The sequence below is a fragment of the Sphingopyxis sp. CCNWLW2 genome (assembly GCF_037095755.1).
In the GTDB taxonomy this organism is placed as follows: domain Bacteria; phylum Pseudomonadota; class Alphaproteobacteria; order Sphingomonadales; family Sphingomonadaceae; genus Sphingopyxis.
This window is the reverse complement of sequence record NZ_JBAWKJ010000002.1, coordinates 964,446-980,715: the sequence shown is the minus strand read 5'-3', so window position 1 is coordinate 980,715 and position 16,270 is coordinate 964,446. Positions and strand designations below refer to the sequence as shown.

General features: G+C 65.8%; 13 protein-coding genes. 8 read left to right on the top strand and 5 right to left on the bottom strand.

Annotated elements, in window-relative coordinates; all coding sequences use genetic code 11:
• The 4 genes from V8J55_RS15915 (at window position 1) to V8J55_RS15900 (ending at window position 2,733) form a co-directional block, all read left to right on the top strand.
• Window positions 1-930 carry a DUF4886 domain-containing protein gene (locus V8J55_RS15915; RefSeq protein ID WP_336446563.1) on the top strand — a complete coding sequence of 310 codons (930 nt, stop codon included), beginning with the start codon at window positions 1-3 and terminating at the stop codon, window positions 928-930.
• 220 nt (window positions 931-1,150) lie between these two features.
• Window positions 1,151-1,576, top strand: a complete 426-nt coding sequence (locus tag V8J55_RS15910) for a hypothetical protein (RefSeq protein WP_336446562.1) — start codon at window positions 1,151-1,153, stop codon at window positions 1,574-1,576.
• A 159-nt stretch (window positions 1,577-1,735) separates the two neighbouring features.
• On the top strand, window positions 1,736-2,251 hold the full coding sequence (locus V8J55_RS15905; RefSeq protein WP_336446561.1) for a hypothetical protein: 516 nt from the start codon (window positions 1,736-1,738) through the stop codon (window positions 2,249-2,251).
• Window positions 2,251-2,733, top strand: a complete 483-nt coding sequence (locus V8J55_RS15900; protein WP_336446559.1) for a DUF421 domain-containing protein — start codon at window positions 2,251-2,253, stop codon at window positions 2,731-2,733. Before V8J55_RS15905 ends, V8J55_RS15900 begins: the two co-directional genes overlap by 1 nt.
• On the opposite strand, the gene V8J55_RS15895 is transcribed toward V8J55_RS15900, so the two are convergent.
• Window positions 2,730-4,655 carry a hypothetical protein gene (locus V8J55_RS15895; protein ID WP_336446558.1) on the bottom strand — a complete coding sequence of 642 codons (1,926 nt, stop codon included), beginning with the start codon at window positions 4,653-4,655 and terminating at the stop codon, window positions 2,730-2,732. The genes V8J55_RS15900 and V8J55_RS15895 overlap by 4 nt on opposite strands.
• A 149-nt stretch (window positions 4,656-4,804) precedes the next feature.
• Here V8J55_RS15895 and V8J55_RS15890 point away from each other — a divergent pair, with 149 nt between their 5' ends.
• Window positions 4,805-6,871, top strand: a complete 2,067-nt coding sequence (locus V8J55_RS15890; protein WP_336446557.1) for a transglycosylase domain-containing protein — start codon at window positions 4,805-4,807, stop codon at window positions 6,869-6,871.
• Between the two features lie 18 nt (window positions 6,872-6,889).
• Here V8J55_RS15890 and V8J55_RS15885 read toward each other — a convergent pair whose 3' ends face one another.
• Genes V8J55_RS15885 through V8J55_RS15870 form a run of 4 tightly spaced genes read right to left on the bottom strand, consistent with a single transcriptional unit; the run spans window position 6,890 to window position 13,738 of the window.
• A complete protein-coding gene (locus V8J55_RS15885) occupies window positions 6,890-7,999 on the bottom strand; it encodes a DNA alkylation repair protein (RefSeq protein ID WP_336446556.1) in 1,110 nt (369 codons plus the stop codon).
• Between the two features lie 20 nt (window positions 8,000-8,019).
• A complete protein-coding gene (locus V8J55_RS15880) occupies window positions 8,020-9,420 on the bottom strand; it encodes an efflux transporter outer membrane subunit (protein ID WP_336446555.1) in 1,401 nt (466 codons plus the stop codon).
• Entirely contained in the window at window positions 9,413-12,577 is a 3,165-nt protein-coding gene (locus V8J55_RS15875) for an efflux RND transporter permease subunit (protein WP_336446554.1), read from the bottom strand. Before V8J55_RS15875 ends, V8J55_RS15880 begins: the two co-directional genes overlap by 8 nt.
• Window positions 12,578-12,583: 6 nt before the next feature.
• Window positions 12,584-13,738: an efflux RND transporter periplasmic adaptor subunit gene (locus tag V8J55_RS15870; RefSeq protein WP_336446553.1), complete on the bottom strand. Its 1,155-nt coding sequence runs from the start codon at window positions 13,736-13,738 to the stop codon at window positions 12,584-12,586.
• 140 nt (window positions 13,739-13,878) lie between these two features.
• Between V8J55_RS15870 and V8J55_RS15865 the strand changes: the two genes are divergently transcribed.
• From V8J55_RS15865 to secE, 3 genes are all read left to right on the top strand, one after another.
• Window positions 13,879-14,484: a TetR/AcrR family transcriptional regulator gene (locus V8J55_RS15865; RefSeq protein ID WP_336446552.1), complete on the top strand. Its 606-nt coding sequence runs from the start codon at window positions 13,879-13,881 to the stop codon at window positions 14,482-14,484.
• 85 nt (window positions 14,485-14,569) lie between these two features.
• Entirely contained in the window at window positions 14,570-15,886 is a 1,317-nt protein-coding gene (locus tag V8J55_RS15860; protein ID WP_336446551.1) for an MFS transporter, read from the top strand.
• A 185-nt stretch (window positions 15,887-16,071) separates the two neighbouring features.
• Window positions 16,072-16,269 carry a preprotein translocase subunit SecE gene (gene secE / locus V8J55_RS15855; RefSeq protein WP_056373858.1) on the top strand — a complete coding sequence of 66 codons (198 nt, stop codon included), beginning with the start codon at window positions 16,072-16,074 and terminating at the stop codon, window positions 16,267-16,269.
• Window position 16,270 lies beyond the last annotated feature (1 nt).

Genomic DNA, 16,270 nt, shown 5'->3' with positions numbered 1-16,270 from the left:
ATGCAAAACGGGCACGGCATCTGGTTCCTGATCGGCGCTGCCGCGCTCGTCGTCGCGCCGGCGGCAACGGCAAAGGAGAGCGCGCCCGCGCCGACCGCCGCCGGCGCGACTTCCTCCGCTCCCGCAAAGGCTGCGCCGAAGACGATCCTGTTCATCGGCAACAGCTTCACGCAGGGCGCACATTCGGCGGCGCGCAACTGGCGCGCGGGGACGGTCACCGACCTTAACAACGCGGGCTATGGCGGCGTGCCCGCGCTGTTCAAGCTCTTCGCCGAGCAGGCGGGGCTCGACTATCGCGTGAGCCTCGAAACGCAGGGCGGCAAGTCCTTGGGCTTCCACTATGACGAACGGCGCCAGCTTTTCGACCGGCCGTGGGACATCGTCGTGCTGCAGGAATTCAGCACGCTCGACCGCGCAAAGCCCGGCGATCCCGCCGACTATATGCGCAATGTCGACCGGCTCGCCGCGCTGTTCAAGGCGCGCAATCCCGCGGTCGATATCCGCCTCGCATCCACATGGACGCGGGCCGACCAGACATACAAACCCGGGGGCCATTGGTACGGAAAGCCGGTAACGGCGATGGCCGATGACCTCCGCGCCGCGGCCGACCGCGCACGATCCGCCACACCGTCCGTGGCGGGTGTCGTGCCGGTCGGCCAGGCATGGAACCGCGCGATGGCGGACGGCGTCGCCGATCCCAATCCCTATGACGGGATCGGCTATGGCCGGCTCGACCTGTGGGCATACGATCATTATCACGCCAGCGTCGCGGGCTATTACCTCTCGGCGCTCGTGACCTTCGGTGCGATCACGGGCGTCGATCCGACGATGCTCGGCGACAAGGAAAAGGGCGCCGACGAACTGGGGCTTTCGGACGCCCAGGCCGCCGCGCTCCAACGCGTCGCGCGCGATACGCTCGCGAACGGATAACCGGGTTTCAGGAAAGCGGGGGCTCGGCAAGCCCCTCGGCCGCCAATTAGCCGGTGGGCGAGGGGGTTTGCCGAGACCTTCGTTTCGTGCCGCGGTCGAAGGATGACTCGCCCATCCCCGGTTCCGATGGCAAGCTCGGCTCTACACGCTTCGGCCGGTGGCTCAAAACGTCGCGCGCCGCTGAAGAAACAGCCGTCAGCGATCCAAGGGGGAGACTGCAATGCTCAAGTCGATTTGTATCTGGACCGCCGTCATCCTCGGCATCGGCGCCGACGCGAACGCGCTTTTCATGCTCTGGTCGCCCGCCGACTGGTATCTCGCGGTCCCGGGCGTCACGACGACTGGCCCGTTCAATCAGCATTTCATCCGCGACATCGGGCTCATCTATCTCTTCGTCGGCACGGCGCTCCTCGTCGGCGCCTTTCGCCCGCACTATCGCGTGCTGCTGTGGACGAGTGCGACGCTCTGGCTCTGCGGCCACGCGCTCTTTCACTTCTGGGAGGTCGCGGTCGGCATCTGCGGTCCTTCGGCCCTCGCGCGCGATTTCGCGGGGGTCACCTTGCCCGCGATTCTGACGGCATTGCTGAGCATCTGGGCCGTCGCCGACGCGCGGCAGGAGCGGACGCGCTCCGCCTCCCTATTATAATCCTCGCAGGAAACCCGGGCAACGCCTTCGCGGGGCATAGCCAGGCTGGCGGAACGAACCGCCGCTCCAAGCGTCCAATAGGCGCTCGTTTGCCGATTGCAGGCGGGCGTCCTCGGCTGTCGCGGCCGCAGGACATTTGCGATCAGGCCGGAGGATTGGATGCAGGCGCTGGAAGGACTCGACGCCAAGCCATCGCACCAACGTCTGTGGGATCGGCACGCAAGCCCGATCTCGATCCTCGTCCTTGGCGGCCTGTTGCTGGCCGCGGGCCTAGGCCTCGCCGGTGGGCAGCCAAGCCCGCCGCGTACCGTCGATTTCGGCGATGCGCGCCTGACGGTGAAAACGCCGACGACTATCCGCAACGGCGAGTTTTTCGAAACCGACATCACTTTGACCGCGGACGCTCCGCTCGATGACGCGGTGGTGGCGGTGACTCCTGCGCTCTGGCACGACATGACCGTCAACACGATGATCCCGGCCCCCGCCGAGGAGAGCTTCGAGGACGGCCGCTTTCATTTCTCTTATGGCCCGCTGGACGCCGGCGACAGCCTCCACATCAAGATCGACGGCCAGATCAACCCGCCGCTCTTCGCGGGGACCCGCGGCGATATCGCGGTCTTCGACGGAAGCCGGCGCATCGGCGCGATGCCGCTTTCGATCAAGGTGCTGCCCTGATGGATATCGTCCTTCGCGCCACGGTGATGTTCTTCATCCTGTTCCTGCTGATCCGGCTGCTCGGAAAGCGCGAGCTCGGCCAGATGACGCCGTTCGAATTCGTCGTGCTCGTCGTCCTCGGCGACCTGATCCAGCAGGGGGTGACGCACAACGACTTCAGCCTGACTGGCGCGACGCTCGCCATCTGTACCTTCGCCTTCTGGGCGCTGGTGCTCAGCTGGACCGCCTATCTGTTTCCGCGCGCCAAGGATTTGCTCGAAGGCGCGCCGCGCGTGATCGTGCGCGACGGCGAGATCGTGACCGAAAATCTGCGCCGCGACCGGCTGACGCGCGACGAGATATTGTCCGAAATGCGGCTCGCGGGGATTGGGCGGATGGCCGATGTCGCATGGGCGATCCTCGAGCCGCAGGGCAAGATGAGCTTCATCAAGAAGGAAGACGGCGCGTCGCCGCAGCAGGATCGCGAGGACCCCGCGAACTAATAGATCGGGGTGATCTGCATTTGCGGAAGCGGCCGCGGCGTCCCGTCGCCGAGGTTGGGGCCAAGGTCGTCCCATTCCTCGCCGCGTGCTACCAGGTCGGCGAACAGTGCCTGCGCGGCGCTCTGGGCTTCGGCCGACCGGAATTTATACGAAACCGGTGGCGGCGTTCCCGTGCGGACCGTCGCAAAGGCCGCCTCATAGGCCGGGATCGGGGGCACGACTTTCGCGCTCGCCGCAATCCGGATCGTATAACGCTGCAGTCCCGAGGCGACATTCCGCCATCGCACCCAATAATGATTGTCGAACGAGAATTGGTAGAGGCGTTCGCCGGCGACCGTGCCTTTCAATGAAATGCTGTCCAATATGTCCTGCGACATGTCGAGGTTCATGCCCCCCTCGACCTTGTCGAGCGCGACGTGGACGATCCGGTCGCGTTGGCCGGGCGCACGCGATTGCAACAGGTCGCGCCAGTTCTGCATCGTGCTGATGATGCCGAACACAAAGCCGGACACTTCGGCCAGCGCGAGCGACCGGGCGATCGAGCTGTAGCTGCGTTGCCAGCCCCGGTTGTTGTGTAGCGGAAGCCACACGGCCGCCTCGGCCTCGTCTCGCGGATTCCGGGGTTCGGGATTCTCGACCTGCGGATCGTCGCTGCTTTGCGGATAGACAAGGTTGATCGCAAATGTCGGCCAGCGCGGCAGCGGCGCATCGAACAGGTGGAGCGGAAAATTGCTCGAAACCCCGCCATCCGAAAACCAGCAGATGCGGAAACCTTCGATCGAGGAGAGCGAGGCCTCGCCGCCGGTCGCGAGACTGTCGGTGCTCTGGCTCAGCGTCGCCTCCTTGGCGTCCCCGTCGTCGTCGGGTGCATCTCCCTCGGTCTCGCCGCGAAGCGTTCGCCTCCCGATGGGCTCGTGGAGTGGCACCGCGCTGATCAGCAGCGGAAAGCTGAGGCTCATTCGCATTGCCACCAGCACGGGCATCCGGCCCCTGCCGGGCAGGCGGTAATAATCCTTTTCCCCGACCCGATCGGGCGACCCCGCCATCGCCACCATCGCGTCCACGACTGGCTTGGGGAACAGCAGGTCGAACTCCTCGCGCAGGAACCAGAAGGATGCGTCGGTAAAGGGCAGTGTCCGCGGCTCGTGATGCGACACCCCCGTCGTGATCATCTGGAGCGAGATCGCCGTTTCGGTGTTCGGCTCACCGGGGTAGCGCGGCGCGTCCCACAGATCGTCGAACAGCAGCGGTTCCATGATGTCCTTGCCCGACAAGGATTGCAGGACTTCGTGCAGCCATTCGGTCAGAGCCGGCTTGCCATCCTTCCGCACGCCCAGGCCCGAACAAAGCCCGAGCAGATTGCGCCGCGTGACGCGCGCAACGCGCAAAACGGCAGCAATCGCGGCGCCGAGATAGGCGCAGATCGCCGACGGCAATAGCACCGCGGCAATTCCGGGCGCGCCCGCAAGCCAGTAACCGGTCACGAGGAACAGGCCGAGCAGAAGCAGCGCTTCGAGCGGCGCGATTGCCACCACGGCTACCGCAGCCGCCAAGGCTTTGCGCAGTATGCTCGCATTCCCCGCGAGGGTAACGATCAGGCGATAGGCGTTCCGCCCGCCACGCGCGGGCTGGAAGAGGCCGAAGATGAAGCCCTGTGACGAAAGCTGCACCGCTACGCGCTCAAGACCGGCAAAGCCGAGCGTCGGGGGGCAGGGTGCCGTCGATCCCGATGCGACACGCTTGCGGTCGCCCAGCGCCGCCGCCGCGGTGGCAGCCGCGGCGATCGCGCCGGCCGACGTCCCACCGATATTCTTGAACCGGAAATCGCGGGCGAGCGCCAGCACGGCGTTGGGATAGACGATCCCGCTCGTGATGCCGCCCTTCATCACCAGGTCGCAATAGCGGGTGGCTGTTTGGCTCATGTCATCGCTCTCCGGATGGGCGGGCTTTTTCCCTTATTACCCCGGCGCGCCAGTCAAGTCGCTGTCCTTCTTGATGAATAGGACCGATCGGGCGCACCAGATAACCCAATTGCTTATGCTGTGTTGGGGCTGTAATACGGGCGCTGCGCATGAAATGGTTCCGTAAACCCGAAGGCCCCGATCCCACCCTCGCCGCGACGCCGGGTGGTCCGTTCGCCGATATAGCAGCCCCGCCGCCGCCCATTGAACCCGAGACACGCGGGCGCAAATGGGTGCGCCGCATCTCGCGCGGCTTTGCGATCTTCGCCGTGGCTTTCATCCTGCTCGTCGGCTGGCTCGCGCTCACCGCACCGCTCTCGAAATCGCTCGAGCCGATCGCGCCGCCGCAGATCACCTTGCTCGCATCTGACGGCACCCCGATCGCGCGCATCGGGGCGATCGTCGATACGCCCGTGAAGGCGGCGGACCTGCCCAAACATGTGACCGGCGCCTTCCTTGCGATCGAGGACCGGCGCTTCTACACCCATTGGGGCGTCGACCCGCGCAGCATCGCGCGCGCGGTGTGGAGCAATGTCACCGGCGGGCGCACGCAGGGCGGCAGCACGATCACGCAGCAGCTCGCGAAATTCACCTTCCTGACGCCCAAACGCACGCTCGGTCGCAAGGCGCGCGAGGCGCTGATCGCCTTCTGGCTCGAAGCGTGGCTGAGCAAGGACGAGATTCTCGAACGCTATCTCTCGAACGCCTATTTCGGTGACAACACCTATGGCCTGCGCGCCGCCTCGCTCCATTATTTCTATCGCCAGCCCGAGAAATTGACCCCGGCGCAGGCGGCGATGCTCGCGGGGCTGGTCCAGGCACCGTCGCGCCTCGCGCCGACCAAGAACCCCGACCTCGCCGAAAAGCGCATGAAGCTGGTGCTGAACGCGATGGTCACGACGGGCTATCTCACCGAGCAGGAGCGGAAAGCGCTGCGCACCCCGCGCATCGACGTGCGCAGCCGCAATACGCTGCCGACGGGCACCTATTTCGCCGACTGGGCGCTGCCCGCGGCGCGCAAATTGAGCGACGTCGGCTATTCGCGCCAGACAATCGCGACGACGCTCGATGCACGGTTGCAGGGCGCCGCGCGCCGCGTGACGGGGCGCGCGGGACTCGGCAAAGCGCAAGTCGCGCTCGTCGCGATGCGCCCGAATGGCGAGGTCGTCGCGATGATCGGCGGCAAGGATTATGCCGCATCGCCCTTCAACCGCGCGACGCAGGCGCGGCGCCAGCCCGGTTCGACCTTCAAGCTCTTCGTCTATCTCGCCGCGCTCCGCGCCGGCTGGGACCCCGACGACATGATCGACAACAGCGCGATCGAGACCGGCTCCTATCGCCCCAAAAATTCGGGCGGCGCCTATTCGAAGGAAATCAGCCTCGAAGACGCCTTCGCCTCGTCGAGCAATGTCGCCGCGGTGCGCCTGCTCCGCGAGGTCGGCGACGACAAGGTCATCGACATGGCGCGCGACCTCGGCGTCACCGCGCCGATGGCCAAGGGCGATCCCAGCCTCGCGCTCGGCACGTCGAGCATGACCTTGCTCGAACTCACCGCTGCCTATGCCGCGGTTGCGGCGAACAGCTATCCGGTCGAACCGCACGCGTTCGAGGCCGAGGAAAAGGGCTGGTTCGAAAATCTGATCTCGGGCCCGTCGAGCTTCGGGTCGCGCGAGCATGAGGATATCGAACAAATGCTCCGCGCCGCGGTCAATCGCGGCACCGGCCGCGCCGCGCGACTGCCGCAGGCCAATTTCGGCAAGACCGGCACCAGCCAGGACAATCGCGACGCGCTGTTCGTCGGTTACGCCAACGGGCTCGTCGTTGGTGTGTGGATCGGCAACGACGACAATACGCCGCTTCAGGGCATTTCGGGCGGCGGGCTGCCGGCACGCATCTGGCGCGACTTTATGACCGAGGCGTCGGGCAAAAAGGCGGCGCCGCGGCCGAAGAAGGTGGTCGATCCGACCGGGCCCGTCGAGCCGCTCGATATTCCCGATATCGGCGACATCCCGATCGGCGACCGGACGCGCATCGGCATCGAGGGTGACAATGCCGTCATCTCGACCGAAATCAACGGCAGCCGGATCGACCTGCGCCTGCCGATGCCGGAGGGGCGCCCGACGATCCAGGAAGGGCGCCCGCCGCCCGAGGCGGCCACCGCGCCGCCATCGGGGTAAGCCAACTCATCGCCGGGATCAGGCGGCCGACAGGATCTCGAACGCTGCGGTCGCCATCGTCTGCCCGTTGACGATCAACTCGACTTCGTGCCGCCCCGGATGATGGCGACGGGTGCTGAAGTCGCGGATTGTCTGGCTGATGCCGAGCGACGCGGTATCGCCCGCCGCAAGTTCGAAGGTCTTCAGCTTGAACACTTTGGCGGCGCTCTTGCCGCCCGCGCGCGCATAATGGACGCGATAATCGACCACCAGCCGCTGATTTTCGGATGAATCCGAGGCGAGGCTGGCCGTGATGGCAATCCGGTCGCCAAGATGGACGGCCGACGGGGCAATGCTGAAATCGCGCACGCTTACCGCGGCGCCATGGCCGACCCCGATGAGAGCCAACGCCGCGGGATCGCCTTTCTTGATCAGCGTGCGCAGCGCATGGCGGATAATCCAGACGGTGCGCGCATCATCCTGCGGCCACCCCGCAAGGCGATCCAGCAACCAGTCGGGCCGGTCCTTGGCGATATCGTTCAGATGGTTCGCTACCGACTTGCGAACATACAGGCTGGGATCCGCCTTCAGCATTTCGAGGATCGGCGCCGCCAGCGTGGGATCGGCTTTCAGCGCGGGCACGCGCGCCGCCCACGGCAAGCGCGGCCGCGCGCCTTCACTTGCGAGCCGGCGGACATGCTCGTTCTCGTTGCCGGCCCATCGCGCCATGACGGTCAGCGCGCGGCGCGTATCCGCGGCAAGAAACGGGCGGATCGCAAATTCGGCCGAGCCGAAGCGCGTCAAGTCGGCGAGGGCGTCCATCGACGGGTCGAAATCATCGAGGCCATGGCGCGCGACATATTCGGTGACCGCCATCGCCTGAAAAGCGTGGGTGAGCCGCGGCGCCATCGCGCGGACGACATCGAGCGCCGCCGCATAATCATCGGGCAGCGCCGCATGGAGCGCGTCGGCGATATGGCGCACGCGTTCCATGATCGACAGCGCATCGAGCCCGTCCGACGCCGCGGACAAAAAGGCGGCCCGATCGAAATGTCGCGACGCCGCCACCCCCGCATTGCCGATCGTCTCGAGCGCTTGCGGGCCCAGAATATCCTTAAGCAGGGCGGGAGGTGCGGCGTCGTTCGACATGCGGCTTTGGCCCCGGCGCCCTAGCGACGCTCGACCAGCCCGCCACCCAGCGCGACATACAGCGTCACCAGATTGTCGACCTGCGCCCGCCGCAGCTCGATCAGCGCCTGTTCGGCGGCGAACAGATTGCGTTCGGCGTCGAGCACTTCGAGATAGGTCGAAACCCCCTCGCGATAGCGTTTGCGCGCAAGATCAGCGATTTGCCGGGTCGCGAGCGTGCCGCGTTCCTGCGCTTCGACCTGATCCGCCAGATAGCGGCGTCCGGCCAGCGCGTCGGCAACTTCGCGGAACGCGCCTTGCACGGTGCGTTCATAGGTCGCGACTGCGATATTCTCGCGCGCCTCGGCAACCGTAAGATTGCCCTTGTTGCGCCCGAAATCGAAAATCGGCAGGCTGATCGAGGGGCCAAAGCTCCACGTCATACCGTTGTCGCTAAACAGATTGTCGAGCGAGCCCGAGGCGAAACCGAAATTGCCGGTCAGCGAGATCGACGGGAAGAAGGCGGCGCGCGCGGCGCCGACATTGGCGCGCGCGGCACGCAGCCGCTCTTCGGCCGCCACCACATCGGGCCGCGCGACGAGCAGGTCCGACGGCAGACCAGCGGTCAGCGTCGGCGACTGGCTCTGCGCGACGAGCGGCAGCGGCGCGGGCAGGGGGCCGGTCACCGGTCCGCCGGTCAGCACGGCGAGGAAATTGTCGGCCTGCGCCTTGCCGAGCTTCAGGCTGGCAAGTTGCGTTTCGGCCTGCGTCAGCAGCGTCTCCGACTGGCGATAGTCGAGCGCCGAGGTGACTCCCGCGTCGAGGCGGCGCTTTGCGATCCGCAGCCCTTCCTTGCGGCTCGTCACCGTGGCTTCGGCGAGCTTGATCTGCTCCTCGGCGCCGCGCGACGCGAAATAGGAGGAGGCGACGTCGCGGACGAGCGCGAGACGGAAGGCGCGTTCGGCCGCCTCGGTCGCGAGATACTGGCTGCGCGCGGCTTCGGAGAGATTCTTGACGCGGCCCCAGAAATCGAGCTCGAACGAGGTCACGCCCACACCGACCGAATAGCGATTGGACGTGTCGGTGCCGGGGCCGGTCAGCGAGGCGCCACGCGTGCGTGTCGCGGCGGCGCTGGCGCCCACGGTCGGCAGGCGGTCGGCGTCCTGGATGCGATAGAGGCCGCGCGCTTCCTCGATTTGCGCGACCGCGACAGCGAGGTCACGATTGCGCTCGATCGCCTGCGCGATCAGCACTTCGAGCTGCGGATCGGCAAAGAAGTCCTGCCACGACACTTCGGTCGCCCGCTGCCCCAGCGTCACATCGCCCCCGAACTCGGCCGGATAGGCGGGCGCGGTGGGTAGCGCCGGGCGCTCGTGCTTCGGCGCCATATTGACGCATCCGGCGAGCGTCGTCGCTGCGAGCAGCGCGATCAGGTTACGCATGACCGGGTTCCTCATGATGTCCTTTTTCGGCGGGTGCGGGCGGCCGCTTGCGGCTGATCCACTTGCGTACCGAGAGATAGAAGAGCGGGATGAAGAAGATGCCCAGCAAGGTGGCCGCGATCATCCCGCCCATCACGCCCGACCCGACCGCGATGCGGCTGGCGGCGCCGGCTCCGCTCGCGATGACGAGCGGCACCATGCCCAGAATGAAGGCGAGGCTGGTCATTATGATCGGCCTGAGGCGCAGCTTCACCGCTTCCATCACCGCGTCGAGCGTCGATTTGCCTTCGGCCTCCTGCTCGATTGCGAATTCGACGATCAGGATAGCATTCTTCGCGGCCAGCCCGATGATCGTGATCAGGCCGACGTTGAAGTAGATGTCCGCCGACAGCCCGCGTAGCATCGAGAAGAGCACCGCGCCGAGCACGCCGAGCGGCACCACCAGCAGCACCGCGACGGGCACCGACCAGCTTTCATAAAGCGCGGCGAGCAGCAGGAAGACGACGACGAGCGACAGGCCGAGCAGCATGCCGATCTGGCCCGCCGACTGCTTTTCTTCGTACGAGATGCCCGTCCATTCGAAGGAGAAGCCCGCCGGGAGCTGCTGCGCGAGCCGCTCCATTTCGGCCATCGCTTCGCCGGTCGACTGGCCGGGTGCGGGTTCGCCCGAAATCGTCATCGCGGGATAGCCGTTATAGCGCTGGAGCTGCGGGGCTTCGGCCGACCATTCGGCGGTGCTGAACGATCCGAAAGGCACCATGTCGCCGTTCGCGCTGCGCACGCGCAGGTCGAGGACGTCCTGCGGGGTCATGCGGCTCGCGGCATCGGCCTGGAGCAGCACGCGTAGCACGCGGCCTTCGCGGGTGAAGTCGTTGGCGTAGGCGCTGCCGAAGCTGATCGCGAGCGTCGCGTTGACGTCGCCGATCGACAGGCCGAGCGCGCGTGCCTGAATGCGGTCGATGTCGACCTTCAGCACGGGCGCATCCTCCTGTCCCTCGGGACGGACGTTGGCGAGCAGCTTGCTCTGCATCGCGCCGCCCAGCATCTGGTTGCGCGCGGCGATCAGCGCGTCGCGCCCGTTGCCGCCGCGGTCCTGCAGCTTGAAGGTGAACCCGCTCGACGTGCCGAGTTCGGGGATCGACGGCGGGCTCAGCGAGAATGCAAAGGCTTCCTTGATGTTCGCATAGGTGCCCATCGCCTTGCCCGCAATCGCGTCGGCGCTGTCGCCTTCGCCCTTGCGTTCTTCCCAAGGCTTGAGCGGCGTGAACATGATCGCGTTCGCCTGTCCCTGCCCAAAGAAGCTGAAGCCGTTGACCGTCACGACATTGGCGACCTGCGGCTGCTCGGCGAAGAAGGCCTTCACCTGCTTGGTCGCCTCGTTGGTGCGCTGCGTCGTCGCGCCCGGGGGGGCCTGGATGACGGTCACCAGATAGCCCTGGTCTTCCTGCGGCAGGAACGAGCCCGGCAGGCGCGTGAAGAGCAATGCGGTGATCGCGACCATCGCGACGAACACGCCGAGCCAGCGCAGCGGCGTCGCCAGCATCTTGCCGACGCCGCCCTGATAACGGTCGGTCGTGCGCCCGAACCATTCGTTGAAACGGCCAAAAAAGCGGTCGAAGAATGCGCCGATACGGCCCTTGCGCTCGGTCTTGTCGTGCGGCTTCAGCAGCGTCGCGCACAGCGCAGGCGTCAGCGTCAGCGCAAGCAGCGCCGAGAAGGCGATCGAGATCGCGAGCGTCATCGAGAATTGGCGATAGATGCCGCCGGTCGACCCGGGGAAGAACGCCATCGGAATGAACACCGCGATCAGTACCAGCGTGATGCCGACGATCGCCGAGGTGATCTGGCTCATCGCCTTCACCGTCGCGTCATAGGGCGACAGATGCTCCTCGTTCATAATGCGCTCGACATTCTCGATCACGACGATCGCGTCATCGACGAGGATGCCGATCGCGAGCACCATGCCGAACAGGGTCAGCACGTTGATCGAGAAACCGAACATCCAGAGGCCGAGGCATGCGCCCGCGAGTGCGATGGGAACGACGACGGTGGGGATGACGGTCGCGCGCCAGTTCTGGAGGAACAGGAACATCACGAGGAAGACGAGCAGCATCGCTTCGCCCAGCGTCTTCACCACCTCTTCGATCGACAGGCTGATGAAGGGTGTCGTGTCGTAGGGGATCGACCAGGTGATGTCGGGCGGGAAGCCCTTCGACAGCTCGTCCATCCGGTCGCGAATGCCCTGGGCGGTCGACAGGGCGTTGGCTCCTGGGGTCAGCTGGACCGCGAGGCCCGCCATCGGCTTGCCGTTGAGTTCGGACGAAAAGAGATAGCTCGCCGCGCCCAGTTCGACGCGGCCGACATCGCCGAGCGTGACCGCCGACCCGTCGGGGTTCGCGCGCAGGATGATGCTCTCGAATTGCTCGGGCTTGGTAAAGCGGCCCTGCGTCGTGATCACGGCGTTGAGCTGCGCGCCCTTGGCGATAGGTTGATCGCCAAGCTGACCGCCAGGGGTCTGGCTATTCTGTTCCTGCACCGCGCCGAGCGCCTCAGCCGCCGACAGATTGTAGGAGGCAAGCTTTTGCGGATCCAGCCAGATGCGCATCGCATATTCGGGCGCAAAGGCCTGGACGTTGCCGACGCCGTTTACACGCCGCAGCTCGTCGAGCACGCGCGTATTCGCGAAGTTGTTGACCTCCATCGGGTCGGTGTTGCCGCTCTTCGAGGTGATCGCGACGATCAGCAGGAAGCCCGAATTGGCCTCGGTGACCGAAATGCCCTGGCGGCGCACATCTTCGGGCAAACGCTGCTCGACGCGGCGCAGGCGGTTCTGCACCTCCATCTGCGCATTATCGATGTCGGTCCCCGCCTCGAAGGTCAGGTTGATCGATGCGGTGCCGTTCGATTCGCTGGTCGAGGCCATGTAGAGGAAGCCCTCGACCCCGTTCAGTTCCTGCTCGATGACCTGCGTGACATTCTGCTCGAGCGTCTTGGCGTCGGCACCCGGATAGGTGACGCCGATCGTCAGCGATGGCGGCGCCACCGACGGATATTGTTCCACGGGAAGCCCGCGCAGCGCGATGATGCCCGACAACAGGATGCCGATAGCGATGACCCACGAAAAGATGGGCCGGTCGATGAAGAAGCGGGGTGTCATATCAGGTCAGCGCTTCGTCGTCGGCGCGGACTGCGCCCCTTTTGCCGGTGCAACGCGCACCGGCTGGCCCGGCTGCACCTTTTGCAGCCCGTCGACGATCACCCGGTCGCCGGGTTTCAGCCCGTCGAGGATCGCCCACTGGCCCGCGACCATCGTGCCCAGCTTCACCGGGCGCGGGGTCGCGATATTCTTGGCATCGAGCACCATGACGCTGGCATTGTCGGCGGCCAGCTTGACCGCGCGCTGGGGGATCAGAACGCCGCCGGCACGGTCGCCCGCAAAGATGCGCGCGCGAACGAACTGGCCGGGCAGCAGCGCCGCGTTCGGGTTCGGGAATTCGGCGCGCAGCGCCGCGGTGCCCGTCGCCTCGTCGATCGACAGGTCGAGGAAGTCGAGATGGCCGACGACCGGAAAGGCCGTGCCGTCCTCAAGGATCAGCTGGACTTCGACGCGCTCGAGCTGCGGCACGCTGACCTTGCCCGACCCCATCTCGCGGCGCGTCGCGAGCAGGTCCGAACTCGACTGGCCGAAATTGACATAGACGCGGTCGATCTGTTCGATCGTCGTCAGCAGGGTGCCCGCACCCGCGCTGACGAGTGCGCCCTCGGTCACTTCGGCGCGCCGCGCGCGGCCCGAAATCGGTGCGGTGACCATCGAATAGCCAAGATTGAGCCGCGCCGATTCCAGATTGGCCTGTGCCGCCGCGACGTCGGCCTCGGCGGTACGCTGCGCGGCGACCGCGGCGTCATATTCCTGCTTGCCGATCGCCTGGTCGGCGAGCAGCGGCTGATAGCGGCCGACGACCTGCCGCGCATTGGCGGCGGTCGCCTGCGCTCGGGCGAGCTGCGCACGCGCCGCGTTGGCCGTGGCGGTCAGCTGGCGCGGGTCGATGCGGAACAGGGCCGTACCGGCTTGCACGAAGCTGCCTTCGTTGAACAGCCGGCGTTCGACGATGCCGTCGACCCGCGCGCGGACTTCGGACGTGCGATACGCCTGAACGCGGCCAGGCAATTCGATCACATTCGGTACGGCCTGCGTGCGGACCGTCACGATATTGACCTCGGGCGGCGGCGGCGCGGGCGGCGCCTCGGACGAGCAGGAAGCCAGCAACAGGGCCAGCGCAGCGCCGGCGGCGCAGCTGAGAGGACGAAAGCGACTCATAGGGACCCCTGAAAAAATCGCAGTTGTGCGGGATTTGTTTATACGCAAAAGCTTGCGTTGGGACGCCCTGTAATTTAAATTACAAAAAAGCGCAAGGGAGGGGGGAAATTTTGAGCATGTCGGAATCGGCCTTATGTCAAATGGATAGGCTATCGCCACGCGAACGGCGGCAGAATGCGATCCTCGATGCCGCCGAGGCGCTGTTCCTCGAACAGGGGTATGAGCGCACGAGTCTCGCCGAAATCGTCAAGCGTTCGGGCGGTTCGCTCGCGACGCTCTATGAATTGTTCGGCAACAAGCAGGGGCTGCTTCGCGCGATCGCAACGCGCTGGTGCGACGAAGCGATGCTGCGGTCGCTCGACGACGACACGACCCGGGGATTGTCGACCGTCGAAATTCTGAAGAGTTACGCGCATCGCCAAAGCGAGTTGATGGAATCGCCGCACGCCGTCGCGCTGATGCGCATGCTGATATCCGAGAGCTTGCGCGACCATGAATTCGCGATGCAGATCTACCGCGACCTGCACGTGCCCGCGCTCGAGGAACTGATCGAGCTGTTCGCGGAATGGGCGGCGACCGGCAAGGCCGACATCGACCGCCCGGAAGCAGCCGCGCGCCTCTTTTTCGATATCGTCGTCGGCGATTCGATGCTGAGCACGCTGATGGGGATCGAGGACGAATGGCTCGACCCGGAAGAGATTGACTGGCGGCTCCAGCCGTTCCTGTCCCATTTCAATATCCGCTAGCGCCGCCCAGCGGGCAGCGGCGATCTGTTGACATGGCTGTCAATAACTGAAAGCGTGCCGGCTCCTGTTTCGGGAGCATCGCGCCTTGGCCAGTACCGCCCTGCCTTCGGCCGCCCGCGCCGACGAAACCCCGGCATTGCGGCCACGGACGGTCGCCGCCTATGCCGCGACGGCAGGGCCGACGGTCATGCTGGGCTTGCCATTCAGCGTCTACTTGCCGCCCTATATCGCCGAGGGCGGCGTCATTTCGGTCGCGCTGGTCGGGCTGCTCTTCTCGCTCACGACGATATGGGACGGCGTCGTCGACCCGCTGATCGGCACGATGGTCGACCGCGTGCGCACCGGGCTCGGCGCACACCGGCGCTGGATGCTGCTCGCGATCGTGCCGCTGGCGCTGCTGCTGCTCGCGCTGGTGACCGTCGGCGACCGGCTGCCCTTCGCAGCGCTCTTCCTGATGATGATATTCTTTTATTCGAGCTACAGCCTCTACGAGGTCGCGCAATTGTCGTGGGGGTCGGCGCTGGTGCGCACGCCCGCCGATAGCGCGCTCCTTTACGGCATGCGCGACTGGTTCGCGAAGATCGCGCTGATCTGCGCCTTTGCCGCGCCCGCGGCGGCGCAGCTCCTGATCCCGGGGCTCAGTCTGCAGGGGCGGATCATGGCCTATGCCAGCCTTTTCCTGCTCATGGCGCCGGTCGCGCTCTTTGCGATCCGTCTCGTCCCGCCGCGTGCCGTGGTGGCGGAAGCGGGTATCGGCTGGCGGCACGAGATCCGCGCGTCCTTGTCCTTCCCGCCGCTGATGCTGCTGCTTGGCGTGCAGTTCCTCAACAGCTTCGCCTTTGGATCGCTGACTTCGCTGTTCGTCTTCTTCGCCGCCGCGGTGCTCGATCTCGACGCGCAGAGCGCGGTGTTGCTGTTCGCGAGTTTCGTCGGCGGGGCCTTCGCGTCGCCCGTCTGGACCTTCCTTGCGCGCCGCTTCGGCAAGCCGCCGATGATGATCGCGATGGGGCTCCTGATATCCAGCCTGCTTGTTGCGACCTTGTTCCAGCAGCCCAGTGGTCTTGCGCAGGCCGTCGGCTTCTCGCTGATGCTCGGGACGGGGTTCGTCGGATTGCTCTTCACTTACTCGATGCTCGCCGACCTGATCCCGCAGGATGCCCGCCGCTGCGGCCGCAACCGCTCGGCCTTTCTCTTCGCGCTGCTCAACCTGATGCAGAAATTCGGCGTCGCCGCCGCGATCGCGGTCAGCTATCTCTTGCTCGACCTCGTCGGCTTCGATCCGCAGAACGGTGAGGCCGCGGCTCGCGAACTGCACCTGCTCTTCGCGCTACAACCGACACTCAGCTGGATTGTCATGGCGGGGCTGCTGCTCGGGATGCAGCGCGCGCTGTCCCGCCTTTGACTTGCAATCGCCGCAGCGCCCAAGTAAAGGCCGCTTTCATTCGGACAGATGCGCCGTTTTCCTTCCGCCTTTCGCCGACACGCTCGGGGAGGGTGGGCGGACTATTGCCCCAAGCGCGCTTGACGCGTGGGGGGCGGCAACCCATCTGGCCCGGATCATTGACGTAAAAAGACAGGACGATCGACATGGCGAAGACCAGCCCGGCTGAGTTCATCAATCAGGTACGCGCCGAAGCCCGCAAGATCGTGTGGCCGACCAGCCGCGAAACGGTGCAGACGACGATCATGGTGATCATCATGACGACGATCCTTTCGCTGTTCTTTTTCGGCGTCGACACGGTTTTCAACGCGATCGTCAGCTGGCTGACGTCGCTCGCGCGCTAAC